General features: G+C 67.9%; 22 protein-coding genes and 3 tRNA genes. 5 read left to right on the top strand and 20 right to left on the bottom strand.

What is annotated here, in order from left to right; all coding sequences use genetic code 11:
- Positions 1-4: 4 nt before the first annotated feature.
- Positions 5-616 carry a YdbL family protein gene (locus tag ISN75_RS08095; protein WP_343819025.1) on the bottom strand — a complete coding sequence of 204 codons (612 nt, stop codon included), beginning with the start codon at positions 614-616 and terminating at the stop codon, positions 5-7.
- A 65-nt stretch (positions 617-681) separates the two neighbouring features.
- Positions 682-2,703: a hypothetical protein gene (locus ISN75_RS08090; protein WP_343819023.1), complete on the bottom strand. Its 2,022-nt coding sequence runs from the start codon at positions 2,701-2,703 to the stop codon at positions 682-684.
- A gap of 122 nt (positions 2,704-2,825) precedes the next feature.
- Here ISN75_RS08090 and ISN75_RS08085 point away from each other — a divergent pair, with 122 nt between their 5' ends.
- Positions 2,826-3,515, top strand: coding sequence for a response regulator (locus ISN75_RS08085; protein WP_243868075.1), 690 nt, complete (start codon positions 2,826-2,828; stop codon positions 3,513-3,515).
- Between the two features lie 480 nt (positions 3,516-3,995).
- Here the strand turns inward: ISN75_RS08085 and recO are convergent, their stop codons facing one another.
- The 11 genes from recO to ISN75_RS08030 all read right to left on the bottom strand — a co-directional run bounded on the left by recO (position 3,996) and on the right by ISN75_RS08030 (position 16,130).
- A complete protein-coding gene (gene recO / locus ISN75_RS08080) occupies positions 3,996-4,706 on the bottom strand; it encodes a DNA repair protein RecO (RefSeq protein ID WP_168647639.1) in 711 nt (236 codons plus the stop codon).
- A 98-nt stretch (positions 4,707-4,804) separates the two neighbouring features.
- Positions 4,805-5,749 carry a GTPase Era gene (gene era, locus ISN75_RS08075; protein ID WP_167255484.1) on the bottom strand — a complete coding sequence of 315 codons (945 nt, stop codon included), beginning with the start codon at positions 5,747-5,749 and terminating at the stop codon, positions 4,805-4,807.
- Positions 5,746-6,402, bottom strand: a complete 657-nt coding sequence (gene rnc / locus ISN75_RS08070; protein WP_167255486.1) for a ribonuclease III — start codon at positions 6,400-6,402, stop codon at positions 5,746-5,748. Before rnc ends, era begins: the two co-directional genes overlap by 4 nt.
- A 7-nt stretch (positions 6,403-6,409) precedes the next feature.
- Positions 6,410-6,790, bottom strand: a complete 381-nt coding sequence (locus ISN75_RS08065; protein WP_167255488.1) for a DUF4845 domain-containing protein — start codon at positions 6,788-6,790, stop codon at positions 6,410-6,412.
- Between the two features lie 145 nt (positions 6,791-6,935).
- Positions 6,936-7,850: a signal peptidase I gene (gene lepB, locus ISN75_RS08060; protein ID WP_343819021.1), complete on the bottom strand. Its 915-nt coding sequence runs from the start codon at positions 7,848-7,850 to the stop codon at positions 6,936-6,938.
- A gap of 105 nt (positions 7,851-7,955) precedes the next feature.
- Positions 7,956-9,746 carry a translation elongation factor 4 gene (lepA, locus tag ISN75_RS08055; protein ID WP_167255492.1) on the bottom strand — a complete coding sequence of 597 codons (1,791 nt, stop codon included), beginning with the start codon at positions 9,744-9,746 and terminating at the stop codon, positions 7,956-7,958.
- 172 nt (positions 9,747-9,918) lie between these two features.
- Positions 9,919-11,412 carry a DegQ family serine endoprotease gene (locus ISN75_RS08050; protein ID WP_168647642.1) on the bottom strand — a complete coding sequence of 498 codons (1,494 nt, stop codon included), beginning with the start codon at positions 11,410-11,412 and terminating at the stop codon, positions 9,919-9,921.
- Between the two features lie 144 nt (positions 11,413-11,556).
- Entirely contained in the window at positions 11,557-12,246 is a 690-nt protein-coding gene (locus ISN75_RS08045) for a sigma-E factor negative regulatory protein (protein ID WP_167255496.1), read from the bottom strand.
- Complete coding sequence (rpoE, locus tag ISN75_RS08040) at positions 12,243-12,836, bottom strand: RNA polymerase sigma factor RpoE (RefSeq protein WP_167255498.1); 594 nt, start codon at positions 12,834-12,836, stop codon at positions 12,243-12,245. Before rpoE ends, ISN75_RS08045 begins: the two co-directional genes overlap by 4 nt.
- 229 nt (positions 12,837-13,065) lie before the next feature.
- Positions 13,066-15,606, bottom strand: coding sequence for a putative bifunctional diguanylate cyclase/phosphodiesterase (locus ISN75_RS08035; protein WP_343819065.1), 2,541 nt, complete (start codon positions 15,604-15,606; stop codon positions 13,066-13,068).
- 29 nt (positions 15,607-15,635) lie between these two features.
- A complete protein-coding gene (locus ISN75_RS08030; RefSeq protein ID WP_167255500.1) occupies positions 15,636-16,130 on the bottom strand; it encodes a hypothetical protein in 495 nt (164 codons plus the stop codon).
- A gap of 200 nt (positions 16,131-16,330) precedes the next feature.
- On the opposite strand from ISN75_RS08030, the gene ISN75_RS08025 reads away from it, so the two are divergent.
- A complete protein-coding gene (locus tag ISN75_RS08025) occupies positions 16,331-18,391 on the top strand; it encodes a 3-hydroxyacyl-CoA dehydrogenase NAD-binding domain-containing protein (RefSeq protein ID WP_168647643.1) in 2,061 nt (686 codons plus the stop codon).
- Between the two features lie 234 nt (positions 18,392-18,625).
- Here the strand turns inward: ISN75_RS08025 and ISN75_RS08020 are convergent, their stop codons facing one another.
- From ISN75_RS08020 to ISN75_RS08000, 5 genes are all read right to left on the bottom strand, one after another.
- A complete protein-coding gene (locus ISN75_RS08020) occupies positions 18,626-19,228 on the bottom strand; it encodes a DUF2058 domain-containing protein (RefSeq protein ID WP_343819016.1) in 603 nt (200 codons plus the stop codon).
- Between the two features lie 51 nt (positions 19,229-19,279).
- Complete coding sequence (locus tag ISN75_RS08015; protein ID WP_167255506.1) at positions 19,280-19,495, bottom strand: SlyX family protein; 216 nt, start codon at positions 19,493-19,495, stop codon at positions 19,280-19,282.
- A gap of 1 nt (position 19,496) precedes the next feature.
- On the bottom strand, positions 19,497-20,834 hold the full coding sequence (locus ISN75_RS08010) for a UDP-glucose dehydrogenase family protein (protein ID WP_167255508.1): 1,338 nt from the start codon (positions 20,832-20,834) through the stop codon (positions 19,497-19,499).
- Positions 20,835-20,988: 154 nt separating this feature from the next.
- On the bottom strand, positions 20,989-21,762 hold the full coding sequence (locus ISN75_RS08005) for an FKBP-type peptidyl-prolyl cis-trans isomerase (protein ID WP_343819014.1): 774 nt from the start codon (positions 21,760-21,762) through the stop codon (positions 20,989-20,991).
- A 173-nt stretch (positions 21,763-21,935) separates the two neighbouring features.
- Entirely contained in the window at positions 21,936-23,702 is a 1,767-nt protein-coding gene (locus tag ISN75_RS08000; protein WP_167255512.1) for a cation:proton antiporter, read from the bottom strand.
- 191 nt (positions 23,703-23,893) lie between these two features.
- Between ISN75_RS08000 and ISN75_RS07995 the strand changes: the two genes are divergently transcribed.
- The 3 genes from ISN75_RS07995 (at position 23,894) to ISN75_RS07985 (ending at position 24,224) form a co-directional block, all read left to right on the top strand.
- Positions 23,894-23,969 (top strand) — tRNA-Ala (locus ISN75_RS07995).
- A gap of 16 nt (positions 23,970-23,985) precedes the next feature.
- Positions 23,986-24,061 (top strand) — tRNA-Glu (locus ISN75_RS07990).
- An 86-nt stretch (positions 24,062-24,147) separates the two neighbouring features.
- Positions 24,148-24,224 (top strand) — tRNA-Asp (locus ISN75_RS07985).
- Between the two features lie 74 nt (positions 24,225-24,298).
- Here the strand turns inward: ISN75_RS07985 and ISN75_RS07980 are convergent.
- Positions 24,299-24,799: a DUF1249 domain-containing protein gene (locus tag ISN75_RS07980; protein WP_167255514.1), complete on the bottom strand. Its 501-nt coding sequence runs from the start codon at positions 24,797-24,799 to the stop codon at positions 24,299-24,301.
- 25 nt (positions 24,800-24,824) lie between these two features.
- On the bottom strand, positions 24,825-25,640 hold the full coding sequence (gene ppsR / locus ISN75_RS07975; RefSeq protein WP_167255516.1) for a posphoenolpyruvate synthetase regulatory kinase/phosphorylase PpsR: 816 nt from the start codon (positions 25,638-25,640) through the stop codon (positions 24,825-24,827).
- Positions 25,641-25,698: the final 58 nt, after the last annotated feature.

Raw genomic sequence — 25,698 nt, 5'->3', positions numbered from 1 at the left:
AGAGTTACTTCTGCTTCCAGGCGCCCGAGGGGTCCTGATAATACCAGCCGGACCGGGCCCGCTCGATCCAGCCCTTGGCGAAGGTGGCGCGGATCTGCGCTTCCCACTCCGGATGGCCGTTGGCATTGGCCACTTCGCGGTACAGCGCGCTGCGGTCGCGGTTCTCGTCGGCCACGCTGGCATTGACTTCGGCGCGCTGGTTCAGCGGCACCTTGGAGGCGTCGCGCACGGCGACCAGGCCGTCCTTGGTGAAGCCCACCGCACCGCTGTCGAACAGCGTGCCCAGGCTGCCCTGGAAGCGCTGCTGCATGCGGCCGCGGATCGCCTCGGTGGTGGCGGTCTGCACGCGCACGTCCGGAGTGTCAGCCGCATAGGCGGCCGGAATCAGCAGGTCCAGCAGCATCGCCGAGGGCTGCTTGCCGGGCTTCTCGGCGGGCTTGGGCTGGTCCTTGCCGTCGTTGTTCTGGCTGGCCGGCTTGGCGTTGTCGAGCACGGTGCCGATGAACTGGTCGGCGGCCTTCTGCGCGGCGGCCTCGGGGAAGTAGACATTGATGGTGACGCAACCGACCAGCGCGACGAACAGCGAGGTCAGCAGGACGTAGGCGAGCTTGCGCATGATCGACGCTCCATGGAGGGGATGGGAGAACTTCATGTTCGGGGCAAGTGGTTCGAGGCCGGGCTTCAGTGGACTTCGGGACCGCCGCTCTCGGCGGCGGACTTGAGCCGGCGCACCAGGGTCGGCCAGTCCACCTGGGTCTGGTGGCCCACCACCTGCAGGCGCGGCAGCCCGCTGCCTTCGACGATAGTGTAGCCATCGCCGTCGGTGTCCAGTCCGCTCATGCGGCACACCGTGCCCTGCAGCGCGCAGTTGAGGCCGATGCGCTTGTAGCTGAAGTTCTTGAACAGCCGCAGCATCGCGCCCTGCAGGCCGGCGGCAATGCCGCCGCCGCCCACCGAGACCAGGCTGTTGACCGCGCGCTGGCTGATCCGGCCGCCGCCGCCGGCGAGCAGGCGTGCGTCGAACGAGACCGGATTCCAGTTCACCAGCCGCAGGTTCTGCACGCTGCCGTCCATGCGGCCGGTGATGCTGCCGATGTCGAACACGCTGGTGATCGCGCCCAGGTCCAGCTGGCGCAGGGCCAGGTCGCCGGCCAGCACCGGGCTGTTGCCGAACGGGTCCTGCAGCGACATGCGGGTGACGTCGACGAAGCCGTCGAACACGTTCATCGACAGGCCGCCTTCGAGCTCGATGCGGTCGTCCACCCAGCGCAGCGCGGGAATCGCGCCGCCCAGGGTGCCGGGGAATTCCGGCCAGCCCATGGCGCGGCTGAAGGCGGCCATGTCCACGCCGGTCAGCGCCAGCGAGGTGGACAGGCGCCGGCCCCTGGCCGCGGCCGGGCGCCAGTCGAGGTCGGCCACGTGCAGGCGCCCGCCGAGCAGCGGCACGTCCATCGCCTTCTGCAGGCCGAGGCTGCCGTCGCGGCTCTGCCAGCCCATCTGCGCCGCGCCGTGCGCCAGGCGGTAGACCTGCGCGCTGCGCCAGCTCAGCGTGGTGGCCGGGCGCGTGCCGCGCAGCGCCCAGTCCATGCCGCCGCGCACGCCGCTGAGGGCGAGGCGGCCGTCGCCGTCGGCGATGTCGAGGCCGTCGGTATCGAAGGAGAACGCGCGCAATCCGTCGGCGGCCATGTCCAGGGTGGCGGCGAGCTGGCCGCTGATGCGCGCGTTGCGCAGGCCCATGGTGGCGAGCCAGGCCTGGCCGTAGCGCTGGTAGGCGGCGGGGAAGCTGGCCTGGAAGCGGTCGAGCTTGAGCTTCTGCAGTTCGCCCTTGGCGTCGAAGGCGAGCGAGCCGTCCAGCTGCAGCGCGTCGGCGTCGCCCACGCGCAGGCGGCTGAAGTCGAGTACGCCGTTGCGCGCGCTGGCATCCAGGCCCAGTTGCACCGGGTGGTCCGGCAGGCGCGCGTAGATCGGGCCGAGCAGCAGTTCGCCGCCGCGCAGGCTGGCATCCAGGCCGATGCGCGCGGGGCCGCCGATGGTGTCCACATTGAGCCGTCCGCTGCCGTTGAGGCGCTGGCCGGCGAGCGTGCCGGACGGCGTATCGAAACCCAGCTCCGCGAGGCCGAACTGGCCGGAGGCCTGCACGCCGCCGTTCTGCACGTCCAGCGCCAGCTCCGCATCCAGCCGCCCCGCGGTGGCGCGGCCGGACCACATAGTGGCGAGCAGCCCCTGCAGCCAGCCGGCCGGCAGGCCCTTGAGGCTGATCTGCGCATGGGTGGGCTGGTCCAGCGGCAGCGCGGCGCTGGCCAGCGACTTGCCCTGGTTCACGTCCACCTGCAGCGTGTTGGCCGCGTCATCCAGCACCAGATTGACCTTGGCGTCGTTCCAGGCCCCGCCCGGCGCGCCGGCCAGGCGCAGGTCGCCGTCGAACAGCCAGCGCAGGTGCGGGTCGCGCGACAGCGCGCCTTGCATGTCCAGCCCGACGCGGCGCCAGCCCAGCACCGGGAGTTCCGCCTTGGCCGCGCGCAGGGTGAGCTGCAGGCCGCCGTTGCCGTCCTCGGCGATGCGCATCTGCACGTCCTGCAGGCGCAGGCCCGGCACCGCGACCTGCCTGGCCTCGAGCACGATGTCCGCACGGGCCGGCAGCGCCACGGCGAAACCGAACACGATGCACAAATAGAACAAAAGGTGGCTTGATGTCGGGCGCATGTCGCGCCATTCTGCCAAAACCAGCTGAACGACATGGACTCGTCATGTTCAACACCTCTTCCAACGGCAGGTCAGCCGTTCCCGCGGGCCATGCCCCCGGCCATCCTTCAGGCGCTCATGCCTTGCGTGTCCTGGTAGCCGACGACGATCCGGCCAGCCGCCTGTTCCTGGTCGAAGCGATGCGCACCCTGGGCCTGGAAGCCGAAGCCTGCGACGACGGCGCCGCCGCCATCGCCCGGGGACGCCGCGAAGCCTACGACCTGCTCCTGCTCGACTGCCGCATGCCCGGCGCCGGCGCCCAGCAAGTCCTGACCGAACTACGCGGCGACCCCGCCGCCCCCTCCGCCGAAAGCACCGCCGTGGCCACCAGCGCCGAGATGGACGCCGCCGAACGCCAGCGCCTGCTCTCCGGCGGCTTCACCGAAGTCCTGCAGAAACCCTGCGACCTGGCCGACCTGCGCCGCATCGTCGCCCTCGTCCAACCCGACTGCCAGCCTCTCCTGGACGACGCCCAGGGCCTGGCCAGCACCGGCAGCGAACCGATCATGCGCGCCATGCGCGCCCTGCTGCGCGACGAACTGGTCGGCATCTACCAGGACCTTGCCACCGCCGTCCTCACCGAAGCCGGCTTCGGCGACCGCCTGCACAAACTGCGGGGCTCCTGCGGCTTCTGCGGCGCCACCGCTCTCGCCGCACGCGTGGTGCAGCTGCAGGAACAGTTCAAACTCGGGCGCGCGATTCCACCGGCGATGCACGAGCGGTTCCGGGCGACGTTGCTGGAGACGATCGAGGCGCTGGGCGCGGGCGCCTGAACTGACGCCAGATTTGCGTCGTGCTTCGAACAAGCCTCTGCGCAAGCCCCGGCCCCTCACCCTGCCCTCTCCCCGGAGGGGAGAGGGGTGATGTGGTGAGGCAGGCAGGAGCGAAGAGCAAAAGCTGGCCTCAGTCCCTGAACATCCTCTCGGCAACGGCACGTTGAAGCACCCGTTACGTAAACGCACTGCCGTTTCGTGTAGACCCAGGTTAATCCGGTTACCGCAGACGCCCACCGCTCCTTCTAGTCGCGTCGCGAGCCTTGGCTCTCAGGCCATTCTCTCTTTGGTTACTTTCTCTTTGGGCCAGCAAAGAGAAAGTGACTCGGGCGCCGGCAGGCGTCCGAAATGCCCGCTGCATAAGCGGCCAAGTCGCGACAACCACACCTAGTCGCTACTGGATCCCGGCCTACGCCGGGATGACGAGCGGAGCAGGATGACGAGCAGAGCAGGATGACGAGCAGAGCAGGATGACGAGAATCAGCGACGCGACAACGCCGCCGAAAGTACGTGCCACGCACGCAACTCAGCACCACCAAGATGAAAGCGAATCACCTCCCGCATCATCGCGCGCAGCGCCGACAACCCAGCCGCATCCGGCATCAAATCCGCCGCCAGCGCCAGCAAATCACTCCCCCGCAACGCATGCGGAAGATCCGCCCGACACGCCGTAGGCCCGACCTCCACCCGATAACGGTAATGTCGATCCGGATCGACCGCCTCCCCCGACTCCCCCTCGTAATCGAGCTGCAAGCCATACCCAATCGCATCCAGCAGATCGCGCTCAAACCGCCGCAGCGTCCACGCCAACGGCTCCCCACTCGCCATCCGCGCCAGCGTCGCCGCATACGCCTGGAACAGCTCCGGATGCGGATCCTGACGCCCCGTCAGCCGCACCACCAATTCATTGAGATAAAGCCCGGCGAGACCGGCATCGCCACCAAGCCGCTGCGGCGCCCCCGCATGCTCAGCCCCCTGCAAGGTCGCCAACTCACCGCGCAGCAGCAGATCCATCGCCAACGGCTGAAACGGCTCCAGCTGCGACCGCTGCAGCTTCGCGCGCTCGCGCCGCACGCCGCGCGCCACCACGCCGATCCGGCCGTGCTCCAGCGTCAGGCATTCCAGCAGCAGCGAAGTCTCCCGATAGGGCCGCGCATGAAGCACGTAGGCGGGCTGCTGGAGGAGTTGCATGGCCTGAGCGCAGGGAACGGGGATCGGGGAACCGGTAGATGAGGCGCCGCAAGCTTATCGAGCGCTTCCGTTCCCCGGTTCCTGTTCCCTGTTCCCCATCAATCCGTATAGCCGAACTTCTTGAGCATGCTCTCGTCGTCGACCCAGCCCTCGCGCACCTTCACCCACAGGCGCAGGTAGATCTTGCGCTCGAACAGCTGCTCCATCTTGCGGCGCGCGGCCGAGCCGATCGCCTTGAGCTGCTGGCCGCCGTTGCCGATCACGATGGCCTTCTGGCCGTCGCGCTCCACCCAGATCACGGCATGGATTTCGGCCACGCCGTCATCGCGGTCCTTGAACTGCTCGATCTCCACCGTGGTGGCGTACGGCAGTTCCTGGTCCAGGCGCAGCATGAGCTGTTCGCGCACCATCTCGGCGGCGAGGAAGCGTTCGCTGCGGTCGGTGATCTCGTCCTCGCCGTACATCGGCGCGCGCACCGGCAGGCGCTTCAGGATGCCCTGCTCCAGCTCTTTCAGGCCTTTTTCCTTCAGCGCGCTGACGTAGTAGACCTCGTCGAAACTGTGCTGCTCCATCAGGCCGGCCACGAAGGGCAGCATGGCGGATTTGTCCTTGGCCAGGTCGACCTTGTTGATCGCCAGCAGGCGCGGGATCTTCTGCTCGGCCAGTGCCTCGTACAGGGCCTGGTCCTCGTCGGTCCAGCGGCCGGACTCGATCACCTGCACGGCGAGCTCCACTTCGCCGATCGCCGAGCGCGCCGCGCGGTTGAGGCTGCGGTTCATCGCGCGCTTGGCGCCGCGATGCAGGCCGGGCGTGTCGACGTAGAGAATCTGCCCCGCCTCGTTGGTGGCGATGCCCAGGATGCGGTGCCGCGTGGTCTGCGGGCGCGGGCTGACGATGGACAGGCGGAAGCCGATCATCGCGTTGAGCAGGGTGGACTTGCCCACGTTGGGCCGGCCCAGCAGCGCGACGGCGCCGCAGCGGAAATCCTCGTGCGGCAGTTCGGCCGGCGCGGGGGCTTCGAAATCTTGATCGTGGTCGCTCATGGTCTGGTTTCCTGCAATTGGCGCAGCACGGCCTCGGCCGCGTCCTGCTCGGCGGCGCGGCGGCTGCCGCCGCGGCCCTCCGCGGTGACCGGCATGGGTTCGGCGATGATGCAGGAGACGTCGAACGTCTTCGCGTGATCCTCGCCGTAGCTGTCGGTCAGTTCGTAGTGCGGCAGCGGCCAGCCGCGGGCCTGCAGCCATTCCTGCAGGCGGGTCTTGGCGTCCTTGGACGAGCGCGGGATGGCCGCGACGCGCTCGGCGAACAGGCCCCGCACCACTTCGCGGCACTGGGCGAAATCGCTGTCCAGGTAGACGGCGGCCACCAGGGCCTCGAAGGCGTCGGCGAGGATGGAATCGCGGCGGTAGCCGCCGCTCTTCAACTCGCCCGAGCCCAGTTTCAGCGCGTCGCCCAGTTCCAGCTCGCGCGCGATCAGCGCCAGCGCCTGGCCGTTGACCAGCTGCGCGCGCAGGCGCGACAGCTCGCCTTCGCTGGCGTTGGGGTGCGCTTCGTAAAGCAGTTCGGCGACCACCACGCCAAGCAGGGCGTCGCCGAGGAACTCCAGCCGCTCGTTGTTCGGCTTGCCGGCGCTGCGATGGGTCAGGGCCAGTTGCGCCAGCGCCGGGTCGCGGAAACGGTAAGTCAGCTTGGCCAAAAAAACCTCAGTAACCGATGTTGCCCTGCAGAGGCACGGTCTTCTCGAAGTGCAGCAGGAAATCGATGTTGTACATAAAGGGCACGCGCTTGTCGTACTCGATCTTCAGCAGCGCGGCGTTGTTGGCGCGCGAGATGGTGATGTCCTTGGGCTTGATGGTGGCATCGTCCACGTACTGGAAGCCCAGCTTGAACATCAGGTCGCGGCGGATGTCGTCCAGCGTGCGGCCTTCGGTGCCGGCGGTGGCCACCTGGTTCATGGCCTTGCTCACGCCCATGAACTCGGCGTAGGACGGCACCAGCTTCATCGCCATGAAGCCGAAGAAGGCCACGACGATCAACACCACAAGAAACCCGATCAGGGTGATACCCGACTGCTTTGCTTTCATAGTCCCCTCGCTATGCCGACCGGCGGCGGCCCCGCTTGTATGGAAATGGTGCCACGTTGCCGGCCCGCCGGCATCGCGCAGGCGGATTCTGGCGCCACGGCGGGCCGGCGTCACGCCGCGCGACCCGACCGCTGTCACGCTTTGCTTAGTGAATCACACGGCCCATGCGCGAGAAGTCGACCCAGCCGGCGTCCGGCCCCTTCACGCTCAGCCAGATCAGGAAGGCCTTGCCCGCCAGATTCTGCTCCGGCATGCAGCCCCACCAGCGGCTGTCGGTGCTGTTGTAGCGGTTGTCGCCCATCACCAGGTAGCAGCCCTGCGGGATCACCGACGGCACCTTGTCGTTGGGGATCGGCGGCGGGCGGTTGTAGGCCGGCATGCGCGCGGTGAGGTGGTTCACCACGGTGCCCTCCTCGGTGCGCAGGTGCTCGTTCCACACCGTCGCGCCCATTTCCAGCATCAGGCGGTCTTCTTCGCGCTTGGGGTTGCCCATGTAGGGGCCGACTTCCTCGGCCTCGACCGCTTGGCCGTTGATCAGCAGCTGGTCGCCCTGCATCTCGATGCGGTCGCCCGGCAGGCCGATCACGCGCTTGATCCAGTTCTGGCTGGGCACCGGCGCCTGCGGGTTGGCGCAGGTCTGGTCGCCGCTGCGCACCAGTTTGCCGTCCACGCCGCACAGGTAGCCCGGGAAGCGGAACACCACCACGTCGCCGCGCTTGGGCTCGCCCAGGGCCAGGAACTTGTTGTTGAAGGCCGGCATGCGCAGGCCGTAGGCGAACTTGTTCACCAGGATGAAGTCGCCCACGTCCAGGGTCGGCATCATCGAACCCGACGGAATGCGGAACGGCTCGGCCACGAACGAGCGCAGCAGCAGCACCACCAGCACCACCGGGAACAGCGAGCGCGCCCAGTCCACCGCCACCGGGTCCTGCGGCTCCTCCTGCCCGGCCGCCGTGGCCCTGGCCTTGCGCGCCTTGTAGAACAGCAGGCGGTCCAGGCCCCAGACCACGCCGAACAGCACGGTCAGGGCAAGCAGAATCGCCGAAAAATCGAAATCCATGTGGGCTCCTGTTGGAGCGGGGAATAGGGAATGGGGAATCGGGAATAGGTCAGAACCATGGCGCGGTCTTTCCTATTCCCTATTCCCTATTCCCGCTTCCCTCGCTCATTTGTCGACCTTGAGCACGGCGAGGAAGGCCTCCTGCGGAATCTCCACGCGGCCCACCTGCTTCATGCGCTTCTTGCCTTCCTTCTGCTTCTCCAGCAGCTTCTTCTTGCGGCTGACGTCGCCGCCGTAGCACTTGGCCAGAACGTTCTTGCGCAAGGCTTTCACGGTGGAGCGCGCGATCACCTGCGCGCCGATCGCCGCCTGGATCGCCACGTCGAACTGCTGGCGCGGGATCAGATCCTTCATGCGCTCGACCAGGTCGCGGCCGCGGCGGTCCGCGTGGCTGCGGTGCACGATCAGCGACAACGCATCGACGCGGTCGCCGTTGATCAGCACGTCGGTGCGCACGAACGGGCCGGCCTCGAAGCGCTCGAAGTGGTAGTCCATCGAGGCATAGCCGCGCGAAACCGACTTCAGGCGGTCGAAGAAATCCAGCACCACCTCGGCCAGCGGCAGCTCGTAGCTGATCTGCACCTGGGTGGCCAGGTACTGGATGGAGCGCTGGATGCCGCGCTTCTCCTCGCACAGCGTGATGATGTTGCCGATGTAGTCGGCCGGCGTGAGGATGTTGGCGACGATGATCGGCTCGCGGATCTCCTCCACCTGCGGCGAGGCCGGCAGCTTGGCCGGGTTGTCCAGCAGCATCACCGAGCCGTCGTTCTTAAGGATCTCGTAGACCACGGTGGGCGCGGTGGTGACCAGGTCCAGGTCGTATTCGCGCTCCAGGCGCTCCTGCACGATCTCCATGTGCAGCATGCCGAGGAAGCCGCAGCGGAAGCCGAAGCCCATCGCCTCGGAGCTTTCCGGCTCGAAGAACAGCGCGGCGTCGTTGAGGCGCAGCTTTTCCAGCGCCTCGCGCAGCGCCGGGTAGTCGTCCGCGGAAACCGGGAACAGGCCGGCGAACACGCGCGGCTGCATGGTCTGGAAACCCGGCAGCGGCTTGTCGGCGGGCTTGCCGGCGTGGGTGAGCGTGTCGCCCACCGGCGCGCCGTGCACGTCCTTGATGGACGCGGTGATCCAGCCCACTTCGCCGGCGGCGAGGCGCTCCAGCTTCTTGCGCTTGGGGGTGAACACGCCCACTTCGCTCACTTCGTGCGTGCGGCCGGTGGACATCACCAGCAGCTTCTCGCCGGGGCGGATCTCGCCCTGCATCACGCGCACCAGCGAGACCACGCCGAGGTAGTTGTCGAACCAGGAGTCGATGATCAGCGCCTGCAGGCGGTCGGTGTCGCGCGGCTTCGGCGGCGGGATGCGCGCGACGATGGCCTCGAGCACTTCCACCACGTTCTGGCCGGTCTTGGCGCTGACCGCCACGGCGTCGTCGGCGTCGATGCCGATGACCGCTTCGATCTCGCCCTTGACCTTGTCCGGGTCGGCGGTGGGCAGGTCGATCTTGTTGAGCACCGGCACCACTTCCAGGCCCATCTCCACCGCGGTGTAGCAGTTGGCGACGGACTGCGCCTCCACGCCCTGGGCGGCGTCGACCACCAGCAGCGCGCCTTCGCAGGCGGCCAGCGAGCGGCTTACTTCATAGGAGAAGTCGACGTGGCCGGGGGTGTCGATGAAATTCAGCTGGTAGGTCTTGCCGTCGCGCGCCTTGTACGGCAGCGACACGGACTGGGCCTTGATGGTGATGCCGCGCTCGCGCTCGATCGGGTTGCTGTCGAGCACCTGGGCTTCCATCTCGCGCTCGGCCAGGCCGCCACAGATCTGGATGATGCGGTCGGCAAGCGTCGACTTGCCGTGGTCGATGTGGGCGATGATGGAGAAATTGCGGATCAGTTCCATGGAACACGCTGGCTGCGGTCACCGCCTGCGCGGAGCACAGGCAGCGTATCACCGGGATGGCGATACGAACCCGGCATTATCGCATGGAAAGCGCATCGGCCGGGCGGCGGGGGCCGGAATGCGGCGGGGCGGCCCGGAGGCCGCCCCGCCGTCGGTATCACCGGTCAGGAGATCACTCCTCCTCGCCGGCCTTGGGGATGGTCAGGCCGACGAAGCCGCTCTGGTCGCCGTGGCGCACCAGCAGCAGCGCGGTATCGCCGGGCTTGAGCTCCTTGGTGGCTTCGCGGAACGCCGCCGCCGTGCCAACCCGGCGCTGGTTGACCATCAGGATCACGTCGCCCGGCTGCAGGCCGGCGCGGGCCGCGACCGGACCGTTGACGTCGCTGACCAGCACGCCCTCGCCCGCCTTCAGTCCGAGCTGCTGGCGGGTGTCGCTGTCCAGGTCCTGCACCGCCAGGCCCAGCGCGGTGGAGCCGCCACCGGTGGCCGGCGCTTCCTTGCCCGCGGCGGCAGCGATGGCCTTGCCGTCGCGCTTCATCTCGCCGACGGTGACCGGCACGTCCTGCTTCTTGCCGTCGCGCAGGATGCTGAGGGTGGCCTTGCTGCCCGGCGCGGTCATGCCGACCAGCGGCGGCAGGTCGGCGGCCTGGGTGATCGGCTGGCCGTTGTAGCCGACGATGATGTCGCCCGGCTTGATGCCGGCCTTGTCCGCGCCACTGCCCGGATTGACCTGGGTCACCGCCGCGCCGGAATTGCTGCCGAGCTTGAGCGCCTTGGCGATGTCGTCGGTGATCGGCTGCATCATCACGCCGAGCTGGCCGCGGGTGACGTAGCCCTTTTCCTTGATCTGCTTGACCACGTTCATGGCCACGTCGATCGGGATCGAGAACGCCACGCCCAGATAGCCGCCGGTGTTGGAATAGATCTGCGAGTTCACGCCGACCACCCGGCCCTGCAGGTCGAACAGCGGGCCGCCGGAGTTGCCGCGGTTGATCGGCACGTCGGTCTGGATGAACGAGGTGTAGGGCTGGTCCTGGCTGCCCAGGTTGCGGCCCACGGCGCTGACGATGCCCTGGGTCACGGTGTAGTCGAAGCCGAACGGCGAGCCGATCGCCAGCACCCACTGGCCGGGCTTGAGGCTGCGCGAATCGCCGATGCTCACCGACGGCAGGCTGCCGCCGGCATCCACCTTCAACAGGGCGATGTCGTACTGCGGGTCGCTGCCGATCACCTTGGCGGTGAGGGTGCGGCGGTCCTGCAGGCGCACGGTGACCTGGTCGGCATCGTCCACCACGTGGGTATTGGTGAGGATGTAGCCGTCGCTGGAAATGATGAAGCCGGAGCCGAGCGAGGTGCGCTGCTGTTCTTCCGGCGACGGCACCATCGGCATGCCGAAGAAGCGGCGGAAGATGTCCAGCTGGGGGTCGTCCGGCGGCATCGCGCCGCGGCCGCGCGCCTGGGGTGCGGCCTTGCGCGCGCTCTTGCCGCTGTACTTGGCTTCGACGTGGACCACGGCCGGGGCGTTCTTCTGCACGATGCCTGTGAAGTCCGGCAGGCTGGCCGCGGGGGCCGGCGCGGGACTCGCCGCCTGGGCCTGCGCTCCGCTCGCCACGGCAAGCGACACCAGCGCGCAGCCCAGCGCGCGACGCAGGTTCGTTCGACTCATGTGTTCCTCCTTTCCAAGGTGTGGGAATCGGGCTGGACGCGGAGCGCGCCCGTGCAACGTCCGGCCCCTGGGGGCCGGACGGACATCACTGCATGGGGGACAACAAGAAAGGCCATCGGGGCGGGCATGGACACACCGCCGCGATTACTGCGCCTGCGGTTCCTGCGCGGACTGCGCCTGGGGAATCCGCTGCTGCACCTGCGGGGCGAGCAGCAGGTAGCTGCCGTCGCCGTTGTTGATCGCGCGGTAGCGATCCAGCTGGTACGGGTTCTGGCGGTTGCGCGAGTACAGGAAGGTGGCGCCGTCGTCGCCGCCGACCGTGGCCGAAGCCTGCTGGGTCAGCGCCGAAGGCAGGCCGGCGTAGTTGTTGAGCCATTCCGGTGCGGCGGCCGGCACGTCGGCGCGGGCGGTGGCCGTGGCGGCGGACTGCGTCACGGCGGCCCGCTGGCTGCCGGCGGTGGCGACGCGCGGCGTGGCGTTGTCGCTGCCGGGGCCGACCGGCTGGGTGACCATGAGGGCGGCGACGGCGACCGTCGCGGCGATGGCGCCGCCGGCGGACCAGCGCAGCCAGTGGCGGCGCCTGCCGCTGCCGACCGCGATGGTTTCCTGCTCGATCGCCACCAGCACGCGCGCCGAGAAACCGGCGGAGGCGAGCGGCGGCAACTGGTGGCGCAGGCCGTCGCGCGCCACGTGATAGCGCGACCAGGCTTGCTGCAGGGCAGCGTCGTGGTCGAGCCGGCGCAGCAGGAAGCGCAGTTCCTCCTGGGTCAGTTCGCCGTCGATGCCGGCGGACAGCATGCCTTGGGAAGGATGTTCGCGATGGTTGTCAGTCATGTCAGGTCCTCACGGTCCGACAGCAGGGGCCGCAGTTTCTCGTCGATTGCTTCGCGTGCCCGGAAGATACGCGAACGCACCGTACCGATCGGGCAGCCCATCGCCTCGGCGATTTCTTCGTAGCTCAGGCCGTCCACCTCGCGTAGCGTGATAGCGGTCCGCAGCTCTTCGGGCAGCGCTTGGACAGTGGAAAAAACCGTTTGTTCAATTTCCTGGCGCAGGAGTTCGCGCTCGGGCGTGGCGGTTTCCTGCATGCGGTCGGAACCGGGCACGAAGACCGCATCGTCCACCGAGATGTCGTCGGCCGGCGGACGCCGCCCCAGGGCCACCAAGTGGTTCTTCGCCGTATTCACGGCGATCTTGTACATCCAGGTATAGAAAGCGCTCTCGCCGCGGAACGAGCCGATCGCGCGCCAGGCGCGCACGAACGCCTCCTGGGCCACGTCCTCGCACTCGGCGTAGTTGTTCACATAGCGGGAAACCAGCGCGATGACCTTGTGCTGGTACTTGCGCACCAGCAGGTCAAAGGCCCGCTTGTCCCCTTTTTGGACCCGCTCGACCAGGGCGCTGTCCAGTTCGTTTTCGCCCATCCGGGCCGTCTCCTTCTGACTACCGCTGCCACCGCTTGGAGGGATTCCGCCGGCTCGGGACGGTTCGCTAGGACAAGAAACATGCCGCCGAGTTCAGCGCCCCGCGCAGATAAGGCATCCGCCCCGGCCGGCTCCGGCGCCATCGTACCCAACGCGACTGGCATCCCGGCGGCCGACCGCCCTGCTGCAGATATAGGGACGCGCCACGGCCAGGCAAGCGGCAATCGCCTCACTCCTCGCCGGCATCCGCCGTGGCCAGCAGGCGCTGGCGTTCGTGCAGCAGCTTTTCGAAGGCCGGCGTCGGCAGCGGCCGGCAGAACAGATAGCCCTGCAGTTCGTCGCAGCGGTTGGCGCGCAGGAAATGCAGGTGCTGCTCGATCTCCACGCCCTCGGCCACCACACCGCGCTTCAGGCGATGGGCCATTTCGATGGTGGCGCGCACGATCGCCTCGTCGTCCGGGTCCACGCCGATATTGCGCACGAAGCTCTGGTCGATCTTGATGCGGTCGGCCGGCAGCTTGCGCAGGTAGTCCAGCGAGGCGGCACCGGTGCCGAAGTCGTCGATGGCGATGCGGCAGCCCAGCTTGTGCAGGCCGTGCAGGTTCTCCACCAGGTTGGGGGCGGCCTTGATGCTGATGCTCTCGGTCACCTCCATTTCCAGCAGGCCCGGATCCAGGCCGCTCTCCTGCAGCGCCGACGCCACGATGTCGAGCAGGTTCGGCTGCATCAGCTGCACCGCCGAGAGATTCACGCCCAGGCGCAGCCGCAGGCCGAACTTGCGCTCCCACTCCTGCGCCTGCTTGCAGGCGGTGCGCAGCACCCATTCGCCGATCGAGACGATCAGGCCGGTCTCCTCGGCCAGCGGGATGAAGAAGCCGGGGCCGATGAAGCCGAGCTCCGGATGCTCCCAGCGCACCAGCGCCTCCATGCCGACGATGTCCTCGCTGACCGCGTCCACCTGCGGCTGGTAGAACACGCGCAGCTCGCCATTGTGCTCGGCGTGGCGCAGGCCGGATTTCAGCGCCATGTTCTGCTGCTGCGCCTGCTCGGCGCTGATCTCGTAGATCTGGTAGTTGTTGCGGCCCAGGCTCTTGGCCGCGTACATCGCCTCGTCGGCGTGCTTTAGCAAGGTCTCGGCGTCCGGCGCGTCGTCCGGGAAGAAGCTCACGCCGATCGAGGCGGTGACCTGCAGCTCGGTGCCGTCGTCGATGCGGAACGGCGCTTCCATCACCTGCACGATCTTCTCGGCGACGCGCAGCACGTCCTCGCTCTTCACGATGTGTCGCAGGATCACCACGAACTCGTCGCCCGCGTAGCGCGCCACCGTGTCCGACGCGCGCACGCTGGTGCGCAGGCGCTGGGTGGTGGTGATCAGCACCTGGTCGCCTACCGCGTGGCCAAGGGTGTCGTTGATGGTCTTGAAGCGGTCCAGGTCGACGAACAGCATGGCGAAGCATTCGCCGGTGCGGTTGGCCTCGCGGATGATGGTGTCGAGGCGGTCGTTGAACAGCAGGCGGTTGGGCAGGCCGGTGAGCGCGTCCAGCAGGCCTTCGGCGCGGCCCTGCTCGCGGGTGCGGCGCAGTTCCAGCGCATGGGCGAAGCGCGCCGCCGCGCAGCGCAGCACCGGTTCCACGATGGCCAGCTCGCCGAACGGCTGGCGCGTGCCGGCCAGCAGCGCGCCGAGCACGCTGTGACGTTCGTCCAGCAAGGGCAGGCCGGCGAAGCCGCTCAGGTCGAGTTGTTCCAGCAGCGGATCCATCGCCGCCAGGCGGCGCGCGCCGCCGGGATGCAGCATCGGCTGCCCGGACAGCACCAGGCGCAGCGAACTCTGCAGCTGCGGGCTGGGCCACAGCTGCTCCTCGCCGCTCCAGCATTGCGCCAGCTGCAGCGGCGCGCCACCGTCTTCCGGACGCGCCGACCAGATCGCCAGATAGTCCAGCCCCATGTCCTCGAACAGCATCCGCGCCGCGGTGGCGATGCTGTCGTCGGCGCTGCTGCTGGCGAACAGGCGCGCCAGCATGGCCAGCGCCACTTCGGCGCGCGCGCCGGCGCGGTCGCTGCGGAACACGAAGGCCACGGCGTCGCGGCCGGCGTGGCGGATCTGCCGCGCGCTGGCCTCGCCGCTGTCCTCGCCCTGGCGCGAGCGGCGCCGGCAGGGATGCCAGCGGCGCGAATCGTCGGCCAGCGCCTGCTCCGGCGCCAGGCCCTGGAACCGCAGCAGCTCGGCCAGCGGCTGGCCGACCAGGCGCTCACCGGACAGGCCGCTGCGGCGCAGCAGCGCGGGGCTGACTTCGAGCAGGCGGCCGCGCTCGGCATCGACGATCAGCCACTCGCTGTCCACTTCGTCGAAGGCGAAGCGGTAGTCGCCGCCGCCGTGCGCCGCCTCGCCCTGCGCGGAAGCCGGCAGGATCGCGCCGGTGCGCTGCAGGCGCTGCCAGCGTGCGATCAGCTCGCTGTCGATCTGCGCGGCATACAGCCAGTCGGAAACCCCGGCCGGCAGCTGGGCCGGCTTGATCGCCGCGCCCTCGGTCAGCACCACGATCACCGGTGCCTCGGCGCAGGCCGGCAGGCGGCGCAGTTGTTCCACCGAGGCCAGCGCGTCGCGCGCGTCGCCTTCCAGCACCATCACCACCAGGGCCAGCTTGGGGCGGCCTTCGAGCAGGATGCCGGCGTGGGTGGTGTCGCGGGCGGAATGCACGGCGAGGTGGCCGTCGCGGTCCAGCGCGTCGAACACGGCCCGGCGCAGCTCGCGCTGCGCCGCCACCACCATGATGCCGCCGGGGGCGGACACGGCCGCGTTCAAAGCAGCCACCGGCCGTCACGCAGGCGCGGCCGGAGCGCGGGCTTGACCTGGCAGCTGAGCCGCACGATCACGTCGCTCAATCCTTCCACCAGCGATTCGGGGGCATCGAGCAGCACCACCCGGCGCACGTGGCCGGTGGGCGTGCGCGCCAGCTGTCGCAGCAGGGCCACGTCCGGCGCGGCCAGCGGCAGCGGCAGCCGGCGCAATAAGTAAATGCCGAAGTGATTGCTCTGCTGGATGTAGCGCAGCACCTGGCTCAGCCGCGCATGCGGCGCCTTGTCGGCGTGCTCCTCGCGCAGGTTGCCCAGGCCTTCCTCCGGACTCCACAGATAGATGGCCTGGCCGGTGCGGCGGACCAGGCTGCGGAACTGCCCGATCAGGGCGTCGCCGTCCGCGTCTTCCAGTGAGACCAGGCAGCCGCGCGCGCCCAGGATGCGCTCGAGGATATCGGCACCTGGCTGGACGGCTGGGGCGGCAATGGAGGTGTTCATTGGGCAGCTAAGTTACGCGGTCCGCGGGGCTACGCCTAGCGCCCGAAAGAGCCTCCGCGCATTCGCCGGCGGGTTTCTTGCGTCAGCGCACAGGCCGGTCTTTTACGCCACTTTCATGGACTTGCGCACCGCCCCGGACCATCTCGCAATCCACGCTACGGCAGGGTATGGTGCCTGCCTTTCCATGCTGGACCTGACTCATGTTCGAAGGACTGCGCTTCAACCACTGGAAGACGAGCCTGGACGACAGCGGCATCGTCACCCTGACGCTCGACCGCGCCAACAGCAGCGTCAACGCGCTCTCGCGCGAGGTGCTGGACGAGCTCGGCCAGATCGTGGAGCGCCTGTCGATCGAGAAGCCGGCCGGCGTGCTGATCCATTCGGCCAAGCCGGGCGGCTTCGCGGTAGGCGCGGACATCAAGGAATTCGTCGAATACGCCAAAGACGGCACGGTGCTGCAGAACATCGAGAACGGCCAGCGCGTGTTCGAGTCGCTGGCCCGCCTGCCCTGCCCCACGGTGGCCGCCATCCATGGCGCCTGCATGGGCGGCGGCACGGAGCTGGTGCTGGCCTGCCGCCAGCGCATCGCGGCGGATGACGAGAAGACCCGGATCGGCCTGCCCGAAGTGATGCTCGGCATCCACCCCGGCTGGGGCGGCACGGCGCGGCTGCCGCGCCTGATCGGCGCACTCGACGCGCTGCCGGTGATGCTGACCGGCAAGGCGCTGTCGGCCAGGCGTGCCGCCGCGCTCGGCGTGGTCGACCGGCTGGCGCCCGCCGGCGAACTGCTGGCCGAAGCGCGCGCCCTGCTGCGCCGCCCGCATGTGCGCCCCGCCGTGCAGCGGCTGAAGGCCTGGGCCACCAATACCTGGCCCGCGCGGCAGATCCTGGCGCCGATGGTGCTGAAGCAGACCGCCGCCAAGGTGCGCAAGGAGCACTACCCCGCCCCGTTCGCGCTCATCAACGTATGGCAGCGCGGCGGCTCCAGCATCCAGCAGCGGCTGAAGCTGGAGGCGCGCTCGGTGGCCAAGCTGGCCGAGACCAGCACCGCGCGCAACCTGATCCGGATCTTCCTGCTGCAGGAACGCCTGAAGGGCCAGGGCGCCGGCGCGGAGCACGGCATCGAGCACGTGCACGTGGTGGGCGCCGGCGTGATGGGCGGCGATATCGCGGCCTGGGCGGCCTTCAAGGGTTTCCAGGTGACCTTGCAGGACCGCGAGATGAAGTTCATCCAGCCCGCGCTGGACCGCGCGCGCGCGCTGTACGAGAAAAAGCTGAAGACGCCGGAGAAGGTCGAAGAAGTGGCGCGCCGCCTGCGCGCCGACGTCGAGGGCAAGGGCGTGGCCGCGGCGGATCTCGCGATCGAGGCGATCTTCGAGAACGCCGAGGCGAAGAAGGCGCTGTACGCCACCATCGAGCCGCAGTTCCAGGCGGACGAGATCCTCGCCACCAATACCTCGAGCATTCCGCTGGACGAACTGCGCCAGGGCCTGCGCGCGCCGCAGCGTTTCCTGGGCCTGCACTTCTTCAATCCGGTGGCGCAGATGCCGCTGGTGGAAGTGGTGCGGCACGACGGTCTCGACCCCGCGATCGAGAAGCGCGCGCTGGCCTTCTGCAAGGCGATCGGCAAGCTGCCGGTGGCGGTGAAGGGGACGCCGGGCTTCCTGGTCAACCGCATCCTGATGCCTTACCTGCTCGAAGCCATCCGCCTGTACAACGAAGGCGTGCCCGGCCCGGTGCTGGACAAGGAAGCGAAGAAATTCGGCATGCCGATGGGGCCGATCGAACTGGCCGATACCGTGGGCCTGGACGTCTGCGCATCCGTAGGCAAGGAGCTGGCGCCCTTCCTCGGCCTGGAACTGCCGCCCGGCATCGAGGACAAACTCGCCGCCGGCAAGCGCGGCAAGAAGGACGGCCAGGGCTTCTACGTGTGGCAGGAAGGCAAGCCGCAGAAGCCGGAAGTGGATCCCGACTACGCCGCGCCCGCCGACCTGCAGGAGCGCATGCTGCTGCCGATGGTCAACGAGGCCGTGGCCTGCCTCGCCGACGGCGTGGTGGACGATGCCGACCTGCTCGATGCCGGCGTGATCTTCGGCACCGGCTTCGCGCCGTTCCGCGGCGGCCCGATCCAGTACGTGCGCAGCGAAGGCGCCGGCGTGGTCAAGGGCAAGCTGGAACGGCTGGCGCAGCGGCATGGCGAGCGCTTCGCGCCGAAGCAGGGTTGGGACTTGCCGATCCTGGCGCAGCCGCCGGAAGCCTGACACGAAGAAAGCGTGCGATAAAAAAAGGCCGGCATCATCGCCGGCCTTTTTTTGCTCGTCATCCCGGCGCAGGCCGGGATCCAGTAGCGACACGCCACATCGTAGTGACGACATCCAGAGCCTGCTCTGGAGCTTTCGGCACATTCGGATCGTATCGCCACTGGATTCCGGCCTGCGCCGGAATGACGTCCATACGTAGTCGCGTGCCGCGATTCCCTGCGTCTCAGGTAGCGCCTACCAGACCAGATCGTCCGGCACGCCATCCTCGCCCACGCCCCCCGTGCCCGGCTCCGGCAGCAGCGCCAGCAAATGCGCATCGATCTCGCGCACCTGCTCGGCAATGGCGCGGCTCACCACCAGGTAATGGCCGCCCTGCTGCACCACGCCCAGCTCACCCGCATTGAGCGCGGCCAGCTGCGCCTGGTCGACGTAGACGCGGCGGATCTTGCCGCCGTATTCGAAGTGGCGCGCATGCTCGGCGTCCTTCTTGTTCAATGCCTGGCCCTGCAGCAGTTGCTGGACCTTCTGCTTGCGCTCGCGCTTGAGCCGCGCTTCCTCGGCCGCGGCCTGCTCGGCCTGGCGGCGCTCGGTGCTTTCGGCCTGCTTGCGGATCGCATAGGCCTTGGCCAGGTCGATCTCGCCGTCGCGCAGCGGACGCGCGGACGGTTGCTGGGGCTTGCCGCCCGGCTTCGCCTGCGGGTTGCCGGGCTTGCCGCCCTGGCTTTTGAAAGGCTTGTGCGCCGGCCTGCCGGCGGGCGGCTGCGATGCGCGCTTCTCGTCGCGCACCTGTTTGACGATGCCGCTCTTGAGCAGCTGATCGCGCAGGGAATCGGCCATGATCGATAAACCTGTCTTGCGTGTGGATCGGAACGTGGGACTAGCGAAACATCAGTAATGCGGCGGCGGCGGCTCGCTGTGCGGGTCGTGCGACTGCGAGCTGCGCAGTGCCAGCAGCTCGTCGCGCAGGTCGCGCAGGATCTGCTCCAGCTTGAGGATGCGCTGCGCCTGCTCGGTCTCGGTGGCGACCAGGGCGTTCACCGTGTCGTCGAGAAAGGTCAGGCGCACTTCCAGTTCGGTCAGGCGTTGTTCGAGCGATACCGACACGTCATACCCTCAGGCTGCGGCCGCGGCCGATGCCGTAATAGGCCAGGCCGGCTTCCTCGACCGCGGACGGGTCGTACAGATTGCGGCCGTCGAAAATGGCCGGGCTCTTGAGCGCGGCGCGGATGCGCGCGAAATCCGGACTGCGGAACGCCTTCCACTCGGTGACGATGGCCAGCACGTCCGCGCCTTCCAGCGCCTGGTAGGCGCTGTCGCACAGCACCAGATCCGCGCGGTCGCCGTAGATGCGATGGGTTTCCTCGCGCGCTTCCGGGTCGAACGCGCGCACGCTGGCGCCGGCCTCCCATAGCGCTTCCATCACGCGGCGGCTCGAGGCCTCGCGCATGTCGTCGGTGTTCGGCTTGAAGGCCAGGCCCCACAGCGCGATGGTGCGGCCCTTGAGGTCGCCGTCGAAATGGCGCGAGACCAGCTCGAACAGCTTGCCCTTCTGGTCGTTGTTCACCGACTCCACCGCGCCGAGCAGGCGCGCCGGATAGCCCACGCTGCGCGCGGTGCGTTCCAGCGCCTGCACGTCCTTGGGGAAGCAGGAGCCGCCGTAGCCGGCGCCGGGGTAGATGAAGTGATAGCCGATGCGCGGATCCGAGCCGATGCCCTGGCGCACCAGTTCCACGTCGGCGCCGACGCGCTCGGCGATGTTGGCGATCTCGTTCATGAAGCTGATCTTGGTCGCCAGCATGGCGTTCGCGGCGTACTTGGTCAGCTCGGCGGAACGCTCGTCCATCACCACCGTGCGGTCGTGGTTGCGGTTGAACGGCGCGTACAGCTTGCGCAGCACGCCCACCGCGCGCTCGCTGGAGCTGCCGATGATGATGCGGTCCGGGCGCAGGCAGTCTTCGACCGCATCGCCCTCTTTCAGGAATTCCGGGTTGGAGACCACGTCGAAATCGACCTGGACGCCGCGCGCCGAGAGTTCGTTCGCCACCGCTTCGCGCACGCGGTCGGCGGTGCCTACCGGCACGGTGGACTTGTTCACCACCACGGCGTAGCGGTCCAGGTGCTGGCCGATGGTGCGCGCCACGCCGAGCACGTAGGTGAGGTCGGCGCTGCCATCCTCGTCCGGCGGCGTGCCGACGGCGATGAAGAGCACCTGGCCGTGCGCGATGGCCGGCGCGGCGTCGGTGGTGAAATCCAGCTGGCCGCTGGCGTGGTTGCGCTTGACGATGGGTTCCAGGCCCGGCTCGTAGATGGGGATCTCGCCGCGCTTCAGGCGCTCGACCTTGGCCGCGTCGATATCCACGCAGACCACGTGGTTGCCCATCTCGGCCAGGCAGGCGCCGGTGACCAGGCCCACGTAACCGGTGCCGAAAATGGTGACTTTCATCGTATGCAGGGTTCCGCGATGCGTTAGACCGCAGATTCTAGCAGGGGGTCCTGCCGCATCGGACTGCCGGCTTTTCCGAAATCCATGCCCGGAAAAGCAACGGGGCGCGAATCGCTTCGCGCCCCGTGCCTGATCTGCTGCGAACCGCGGACGCTTACTTCGCGCCGCCCTGGTCGCCAGCGGCGCCGGCCGGCGTCGGGCCGGTCTTCACCAGGGTCACGTCGAAGATGATCGTCGAGTTCGGCGGGAAGCCGTTCTGCGGCTGCGCGCCATAGGCGATGTTCGACGGGATGAACAGCTTGTAGTGGCCGCCCACCTGCATCAGCTGCAGGCCTTCGCGGAAGCCCGGGATCACGCCGGAGAGCGGGATCGAGGCCGGACCGGTGCTGCCCTCGTGCTTGGACGAATCGTCGAACACTTCGCCGTTGACGAAGCTGCCGACGTAGTTCACCTGCACGGTGTCGTTCGGACCCGGACGGGCGCCGGTGCCCTGGCTGATCACCTGGTACTGCAGGCCCGAGGCGGTGGTCTTCACGCCGGCGGCGGACTTGTTCTTGGCCAGGAAGGCATCGCCGTCGGTCTTGTTCTTGGCGGCAACCTTCTCGTACTCGGCCTTGGCCTTGGTCTGCAGATTGGCGACGAACGCGTCGCGCACCTGCTTCGCTTCAGCCTCGCTCATGGTCGGCTTCTGGCCGGACAGGGCGGACTGCACAGCGCGGGCCACGGTGGCCGGATCCACTTCCTCGCGCACGAGCGGGGGCAGCTGGCTGGCCAGGTCCCAGCCGACCACGTAGCTGGCCTTGGTCTTGTCGACCGCGCCGGCCGCCGGAGCGGCGGTCTTGGCGGCCTGGGCGTGCGCGCCGGCGGTGAGGCCCAGCGCAACCGCCAGGGCGGCGGCCGTCAGCGTGGGACGCAAGAATTGCTTCATTTGAAACTCCCTCGTTTTTGGATGTCCCGGTGCTCACCGGACGGGCCTCCCGGATGGAGGCAGCGCCACGCATTGTGAGGCGCCTTACCGGTCTTAGCAACGATGTCGAATGTCGACCATCAGGCCATATAAAGGTTCAAAGCACGTGACATCGTGGCATTTTGCGATTTTCTTCACGAATGCCCGTTCGGCCGGCCGTCGCGTTCCAGCGTGTCGCGCAGCGCCGCCTGCAGGCGCGCGTGCACCTGGACCAGTACACGCCATAGCAGCCAAGTCAGCGCCAGGCCGACCAGAACCAGCACCAGCGCCACTTCCCGCGGCGGCAGGATGGTCGAGGCCAGGGCCGCCACCAGCAGGCCGAGCACCCACATCGCGGCCAGCGGCACGATGCGTGCCAATACGGAGCGGATCTTGACGTTGAGCGCGCCGCCGAGCCGCTCCGGAATGCTCAGCTCCGCCAGCAGCATGCCCAGCGCCGCGGCCTTGCGGTACGCCGCCACGATCATCGGCAGCGACAGCAGCGCGGCGACCGACCAGGCCAGCGTGCGCTCGGTGAGCGGACGCTGGTTCAACCATTCCCAATGGAAGAACTGCCGGCGATACAGATAGGCCATGATCAGGAACACGGCCACCACCAGCATCATGTTGATGAGCACGTGCCACACCAGGCGGCGGATCATCTTCATCACGATCGCGCCCTGCCCGCTGAGGCTCACATTGCCCATCCAGTCGGTGTACGCGCCGAACATGCCGCTGACACCGGCGGGCATGCGCCGCCCGAGGAAACCCGCCAGCGGATCGGCGCCGCGGATCAGGTACGGCGTAAGAAAGGTGGTAATGGCCGACACCGCCACCGCGACCGGATACAGAAAACTGCTGGTCACCTTCAAGGTCAGGCCGAGCGAGGCGATCACGAACGAGAACTCGCCGATCTGCGCCAGCCCCATACCCACCCGCAGCGAGGTGCGCCCGCCGTTGCCGGCGACGAAGGTGCCGAAGCTGCAGGTGATCACCTTGCCCAGCACCACCACGATGGTGACCACGGTGATCGGCAGCGCGTACTGCTTCAGCAGCGCCGGATCGATCAGCATGCCGATGGCGACGAAGAACACCGCGCTGAACATGTCGCGCACCGGGGTGATGATGCGCTCCACCCGCGCCACGCTGTCCGATTCGCCCACGATCGCGCCGATCAGGAAGGCGCCCAGCGCGATGCTGTAGCCCATTTCCGTCACCAGCAGGCAGAAGCCGAAGCACAGGCCCAGCACCGCCACCAGCAGCACGTCGTCGCGCGCCACCCGCGCGATGTAGTCGACCACCCGCGGCACCAGCAGCAGGCCCACCACCAGCGATACCACCATGAACAGCATCAGGCGCCCGACCGCTTCCATCGCCTGGCCCGCTTCCAGGTCGCCGGTGCTGGCGATGCCGGTGAGCAGCGCCATCAGCACCACGGCGAGCACGTCCTCGATGATGAGGATGCCGAAGATCAGCTGCGCGAAGCGTTCGCGCTTGAGGTCGAGGTCGTCCAGCGCCTTCATGATGATGGTGGTGGAGGAGATCGACAGCATCGCGCCCAGGAACATCGAGTCCATCGGCGTCCAGCCGAAGAAGCGGCCGATCTCGTAGCCGATCCACACCATCAGCACGATCTCGCACAGCGCCGCCACCAGCGCCGCGCCGCCTACCGCCCTGAGCTTCTTGAGGCTGAATTCCAGGCCCAGCGCGAACAGCAGCAGGATCATGCCCAGCTCGGACAGCGTGCGGATGGTGTCTTCGTCGTGGATGAAGATCACCGGCGAGGTATACGGCCCCACCAGCACGCCCGCGATGATGTAGCCGAGCACCACCGGCTGGCGCAGGCGCTGGAAGATCACCGTGGTGAGGCCGGCGACCAGCATCACCGTGGCGAGATCCTGGATGAAGTGCAGATCGTGCATGGGCGCTTCCGTGTCGAGTCATCGCAAGACTACACGGAGGTGTCGGAAGCGCGGCTTCACGCCCTCCACGCTCGCTTGCTCGCCGCCCCGACGCAGGACTGACACGCCGCGCGAACATTTGTGAAAATTTTTGTTCGCGGATGCTTGACGAAACCCCGATCCCTATCTATTCTTTCGGGCTCCACAGCAGTGGGGCCATAGCTCAGCTGGGAGAGCGCCTGCATGGCATGCAGGAGGTCGGCGGTTCGATCCCGCCTGGCTCCACCAATAAATTTTAGATTACGTCCCCATCGTCTAGAGGCCTAGGACATCACCCTTTCACGGTGGCGACCGGGGTTCGAATCCCCGTGGGGACGCCAATCCAAGCCGCTACTTTAAAGAGTGACGGTGCAGGTTGGGAATCAGGGGCCTCTTGGTTTTACTGGTTTCAGCTGTTCGAAAATGCGGAGCGGTAGTTCAGTCGGTTAGAATGCTGGCCTGTCACGCCGGAGGTCGCGGGTTCGAGTCCCGTCCGCTCCGCCACTTTTCCAAGGAACCCGCCTGGCGCGGGTTTTTTGTTGCGCGCGATTCCGCGCCCTCTTCCACCCCCGGCGAACCTACAGCTCGTGCCCCGGCGGCAAGTCCACCGGCTTGTGCTGCGCCAGCGGCTCCAGCGTGCCGCGCGAATGCCCCTGCTCGGCCAGGTACTCCAGCCAGCGCGAGAGGAAGCCGTTCATGCGCAGGCGATGCTGCAGCACCGTGTGCGCCGGCGGAAACGGCCCCAGCACCTGCCACAGATGGCGGCCCGGATGGCAATGCAGCGCCTCGGCCACGTGCGCGTCGGTGTACATGCGCAGCTGCGCCGACGGCGACGGCTGCCCGGTGTTGGCATCGAGGAAGTCGTAGGTCAGTTCCAGTTCCAGCGTATAGGGATGGCGTTCCTGCACCTGCAGGCGCACGTCCAGCCCGTCGTCCACGCTCGACACATAGAAGCCCGGCGCCAGTTCATGCGGTGCGAACAGGTGCGCCAGGCGATGGTAGTTCTCCGCATACAGTCCCATCAGGAAGCCGAAGCGATCCGGCAGCAGGGACTGGCGACTGTCCAGCACGGCACTCATAAGGACCTTGGGTACTCCTTCGAAGTCAGAACATGGTCCGCTCGATACCGAAGCGGTCAAGGATCTTGCTGGCGATTTCCTCGATCGACGTATGCGTGGTGTTGAGGCTGGGGATGCTTTCCCGCCGCATCAGCTTCTCGGCCTGCTCCAACTCCCAGCGGCACTGCTGCAGGGTCGCATACCGGCTGCCGGCGCGCCGCTGCTCGCGGATCTGCGCCAGGCGCTGCGGGTCGATGGTCAGGCCGAACAGCCGGTCCCGGTAGGGACGCAGCCGCACCGGAAGCTCCAGCTTGTCCAGGTCGTCGTCGGTGAGGGGGTAGTTGGCGGCGCTCACCCCGTAATGCAAGGCCATGTACAGGCAGGTCGGCGTCTTGCCCGAGCGGGATACGCCGACCAGGATCAGGTCGGCCTGGGCATAGTCCACGTCGATGCCGTCGTCGTGGGACAAGGCGTAGTTGGTGGCATTGATGCGCGCCTCGTACTTGTCGAAGTCCACCATGCCGTGCGAGCGGTTCACCGCACCCGAGCGCTTGGCGCCCAGCTCGTCTTCCAGCGTGCCGATGAACGGCGCGAACACGTCCAGCATCAGCGCCCCGCTCGCCGCCACTATCTCGCACAGGTCGCGCGAGGCCATGGTGTTGACCACGATCGGCCGCTCGCCACTTTGGGCGAAGCGCGTCTTGATGCGCAGCGCGGCGGCCTCCGCTTTTTGCGCGTCGTCCACGAACGGCAGGCGATGCTTGTCGAATTGCACGCCCTCGAACTGGGCCAGGATGCTGTTGCCGATCGTCTCCGCTGTAATACCAGTGGAATCGGAGATGTAAAAAACGGTACGCCGCATACCAGTTCCGCCGGGCCTGCAAAAGTTGGGCGCCACCTTAGCGCAAGCACGAATCCCT

Source organism: Dyella marensis, assembly GCF_049532885.1.
In the GTDB taxonomy this organism is placed as follows: domain Bacteria; phylum Pseudomonadota; class Gammaproteobacteria; order Xanthomonadales; family Rhodanobacteraceae; genus Dyella_D; species Dyella_D marensis.
The sequence above is the reverse complement of the archived record's forward strand: the minus strand, read 5'-3'. Positions and strand labels throughout refer to the sequence as shown.